The 4,686-nt window shown below is 42.2% G+C and carries 4 protein-coding genes; 2 read left to right on the forward strand and 2 right to left on the reverse strand.

Going from position 1 to position 4,686, the window contains the following annotated elements:
* Together AC3LHT_RS08930 and AC3LHT_RS08935 are read left to right on the forward strand one after the other, a co-directional pair.
* On the forward strand, positions 1–263 hold a 263-nt coding region (locus tag AC3LHT_RS08930), incomplete at its 5' end, for a winged helix-turn-helix domain-containing protein (RefSeq protein ID WP_488662640.1).
* Positions 247–1,509: a sensor histidine kinase gene (locus AC3LHT_RS08935; RefSeq protein WP_488662641.1), complete on the forward strand. Its 1,263-nt coding sequence runs from the start codon at positions 247–249 to the stop codon at positions 1,507–1,509. The genes AC3LHT_RS08930 and AC3LHT_RS08935, both read left to right, overlap by 17 nt.
* Here the strand turns inward: AC3LHT_RS08935 and amrB are convergent.
* Both amrB and AC3LHT_RS08945 read right to left on the reverse strand, forming a co-directional pair.
* Positions 1,502–2,329: an AmmeMemoRadiSam system protein B gene (gene amrB, locus AC3LHT_RS08940; RefSeq protein WP_488662642.1), complete on the reverse strand. Its 828-nt coding sequence runs from the start codon at positions 2,327–2,329 to the stop codon at positions 1,502–1,504. The genes AC3LHT_RS08935 and amrB overlap by 8 nt on opposite strands.
* Positions 2,329–4,686, reverse strand: a 2,358-nt coding sequence (locus tag AC3LHT_RS08945) for a type II secretion system protein GspD (RefSeq protein ID WP_488662643.1), incomplete at its 5' end; no start/stop codon positions are given. The genes amrB and AC3LHT_RS08945, both read right to left, overlap by 1 nt.

Raw genomic sequence — 4,686 nt, forward strand, 5'->3', positions numbered from 1 at the left:
TACATGAAAGTTTAAGGGAGGTTGAACGGGAAAATCGACGTGTTCGGCTTACAAAATTAGAATACGATATTTTTCAATTACTATATAATCATGCCGGTAATGTTGTAAAAAAAGATGATCTCGTTGTTCACATCTGGGGTGTTGAAAAAAAGGTATCAGATAGCATCATTCCCGTATATATAAAATATCTAAGGGAGAAAATCGAAAAACTGAACATGAGGATCGAAACAGTCAGGGGGATAGGTTATGTACTCAAAATCTAAGAATATACTTGTCATTTCATTGGTGAGTATTATCAGCTCTCTTATCGTTGTTACAATGGCTTACTTTTTTGTAAGGAATATTGTCATTGGAGCAATAAAAAAGAATGTCCTGGTGATTTCAAAGGAAATCAGGCTTATTGGTGACAATGGAATTGATAACAGAATTCTCAAGAAAATTCCTGTCTCGGTTTTTCTGCTGATAAATGGCAAACCCAAAACTATATATGACGCACTGGATATCTCGGACCAGTTTGATTTATCTCAAGTCAGAAAAGACAGATTGGTGCGAATCGGTTCGGAAACGGTATTTACCTCAATTATCGACTCCCCGAAAGGAAAACTCGTCATCGCTCAGCCCGGCGAAAAAACCGCAACTATATTGCAAAAAACCTCCCGAGCATTTTTTTTGCTGTGGCTTGTCAGCACCGGAATTATATTGCTTTCCGTATTCATATATTATCGGAGAACAACCGAGAGCTTCAGAGAGCTCATAGAGAGGGCAGAAGAAATTTCAAGGAAAATGGAGGGCTTTTTACCTACGGAGGGGCTTGACCGAAATACAGCCAAATTCATAGCCACACTAAACAAGATGATAGAAAGGCTACGCGCCAACATCGAGGAAGAAAAGCGTTTCGCATCGTACGCGGCCCATGAGCTGAAAACGCCACTTGCAAATATCATTGGCTACACAAACATGTTGCTCCGCTGGGGGCTTCAAGATGAAGAAGTCGCACAGAAATCTTTATCTACAATCAGTGCTACCGCGGAGAAGCTGAATGCCCTTGTAACAAAACTCCTCTTGTTGAGTTCTCCAACAACCGAGTTCAATTCCGAAAAGATGAATCTTTGTGATCTTGTGAGTGGTGTTGTAGAGGAATTTAGAAATCTTTACCATTCCCGAAAGCTTCTCATTGATTACAGGGAAAAATCCGTAGTAAAGCTTCCCAAAGAGCCCATTGAAGTCATATTGAGAGTTTTTCTCGACAATGCTATAAAACATTCCCCACTGAATGGGGATATAACAGTAATAGTTGAAAAAGACAGATTCGGAGTTTCCAATCCAGGTCCGGAAATCATGGAAGAGTACCGGCAAAAAATCTTTGATCCCTTTTTCAGACTTGATTTTGCAAAAGAGGGTCATGGCCTTGGGCTTACCATAGCCAAAAACATCGCAGAGAAGTATTCCTGGGAACTCAAAGTGGAATCTAAAGAAGGAACAAACACCTTCTGGCTGATCTTTAAGTGAGTATCGCGGAAAGATACCCCACGGTGTGTAAATAGTCACCAGAGGTTTCAGCACTGGTAGCGTGCTTTCCAATAACCACGCTGTTAAATAGCATCAAGGCTATGGCAATCGGTCCAAGCCCGCAGGCAGATATTTTTCTTGCTGCAGCCTCTTCAAAAAGCCCTTTGACATCGAGGCTTTTTATGCATTCGATGAGGAAATCATCTTTCTTTGTTGTTGTTTCATGGTCTTCATAATGGTTCAAATCCGATGACGCAACAATCAATGTTCCTGTATCACCCATGAGCTTTTTTATACCTTCGGCGAGTTTTCTGGACGTTTCATAGCGCTGATCCATCATGGTTATTGCCACGATTTTAAAATCATTCCCGAAGAGGTATTGAAGAAAAGGCAGCTGAACTTCAAGAGAATGTTCGTATAAATGTGCAGAGGTGTCAGGTGAAAGCTGCTCAACAAGGCTGATCAGAGAACTTGTGAATTCTTCATCGATTTTCAAAGTTCCCAACGGCGTTCTCCACTCACCGGAAGGCCATGCCGAAAGACGATTCCCATAGCCGGAGTGATTTGGCCCGATAAGGACAACTCTTTTCGGTTTTCCCATCTTCGCGATTTCATAGTAACCTCTTGCTGCAACCGGCCCGCTGTAAATATATCCAGCATGAGGCGAGATTAGCCCCACGTTTCTATCCAGTTTTTTTACAACAGGTCCGGGAAGTTCACCCGGACCTATTTTATGAAGAAAACACGCTTCTATTTGCTTTCTCAGTTCCTCGGGAAATCCAGCGTAAAATCTCCCTGAAAAAATTTCCGTTCTCAACATTATGGTTCCACCACCTTCGCAGTGATGATGATGACCATTTCGCGCTGTTCCTTCGATTTCGTCTCCGTGGTGAAGAGTTTTCCGATAAAGGGAAGGTCTCCCAGGAACGGCAGTTTGGTCACGTTGACAGTCTCCTTTTCCGTTATTAAACCACCTATGCTGAGACTGTTACCGTCTGAAATCATCAACTTTGTCTGAGCTTCACGGGTCTTTTCACCGTAGTAATCCCCGTACTGTTGTGGATCGCTCACTTTTATGTACAAATCAAGCATGATTGTCCCATCACCGTTAATGGTCGGCGTTATGGTCATCTCAACACCTGTGTCGAGATAATTCAATTCTTCGATAACGGTACCGTCTTCCAGCACCTTTTTTGTTGTATAGGGGATGGTATCCCCTATGTGTATCCTCGCTTCTTCACCGCTCAAAGCAATGATCGAAGGATTGGAAACGATATCAGAGTCGTTGTTGCCCTGACTAAGACTGGCTGTTACAGTTGCAGAGGCTGAACTGATAAAGTTTTCCAATAATTTCGGGAAGTCCACAACATCTATGACATTGAAAGAAAGCCCAATGGAATCCTTGTTGAAAAGGATTTGAGGCTGTGAAGAACCCAGATTCAACGACGCCTGCAACTGCTTGGTTAAATTGTCATATACGGATTTGTCCATGATCTTTGTCTCTATTTTCACCTGCTTTTTCGGAGAAGAGAAGGCGGATTCGAGTCTCTGCAAAATTTCTTGCACTCTGGATTTTTCAATTCCCTTGACAACAACAATCCCATTGATTGGATCGGTATAGACCGTACCACCATAAAACTCTATGAGCGATTTGAATTCCTCAACGTTGTGGTAAATCCTGTATATCTGCTCCTCGGTGGCTGAATCGGTTGGTGTTTCAGCTCTGGTATTGACAGATATGATATAAATGCTTCCAGCGGTACTAACGCTGTACCCTTTATGCTCAAGCACTGAAAGAAAATCATTCCAGCTCAGGTCTTTGGCCGAAATGGTAATACTGTCATTAATGGCTTCATCAACGAGGAGCGATATTCCAAGGTCTCCGGCGACTTTTTTCAAAACCGCTTTAAGATCTGCATTTTCTACATTGATGTCTATAAGATCATCGTGTGCTTTTATGCTTTCTTCCAGGGATTTTGCATCTTTTTTACTGAGAATACCTTCCACGAATTTTTCTGCATTAGTCAAGGCTTCCTCATCATATGACTTGAGAAGCATCATTTCGAGTTTTTCGAATACGGATACTTTGACCTGCGGGAAAGCCGTTTCAATAAGCGATACAAGCTCCGTGGCATTTGATGTGATTCCCTTGATATACCTCATATATTCTTCTTTGCTGGATTTTTCGAGAATTTCTTTTAGTTCTTCCACATCTGCCTTGTTTCCAACAAGCAACCAGCCATCTTCCAGAGTAACGAATTTTACATTCAAATTCATCGTGGAAATCACATTTTGGAGCTGAGTCTCATTTATCGCGTTGCTATCGAGCTTCAAGTAATAACCCTGATCACTGGAGATCAAAGACAGAAGCTCTATCGCCCTTTTAGTGGCCTCTGGCGTGCTAACGGCCACGAGAGCTCCATCAACTTCAAATATGTTTCCAAGCTTAACCCCGGCCGTTGACAAGTATTCCTTCACTTTGGGGATGTCCCAGCCATTTATTACAGGAAGTTTTACCACGTTCTCAGTTGCACCCTCAGTTGCATTTTCAGTTGGCAACTCACTGACATCTCTTACAACTTTTTCTGCTTTTTCAAGTTCGCTTGCCTTTCCGATCAGCAACACAGCATTATTCAGTTCAAGGAGTTTCACGTCAATCGATAGTTCTTCGAGTACGCTGTTGAGTTTCTCAATATCCAAAGAGTTCTTCTCAATTTTGCGGTATCCCTTCTCCCTTTCACTGGATAGGTATCCTATGAATTCGGCTGCCCTATCAAGTGCTTCTGCGCTTCCAGAAAGGAGATAACCATCTGCCACTTCAGTAACTGATACCTCAACTCCTCTCGCCAGCAAGTAGTCGCTGAGGTCGCTCCCATTTATTCCGGGCAGTTTTTTCTCAAAAACCACGTTTTTGCTCGAGGTTTCCTTCGCTTTAATAATATCTGTGATAACGCGGTCAAAGAAGCTTATCTCGGAATCTTTTCCGATAATCAGAACATTTTCACCTATTCTTTCAAATTTTAGGTTCATTTCAAGGCTGTTTGCCGTTTTCATCATTTCATCAAAGCTGATATTCTTTGGGATTGCCATTATCTTATAATTGAGCATGCTTGTAGTTACCGTTGCTGAAGAGGTAGCCTCAGACATCCTGATGTTTCGGATCAATCGTTCAGAATC

This window comes from Kosmotoga sp. (assembly GCF_982836095.1).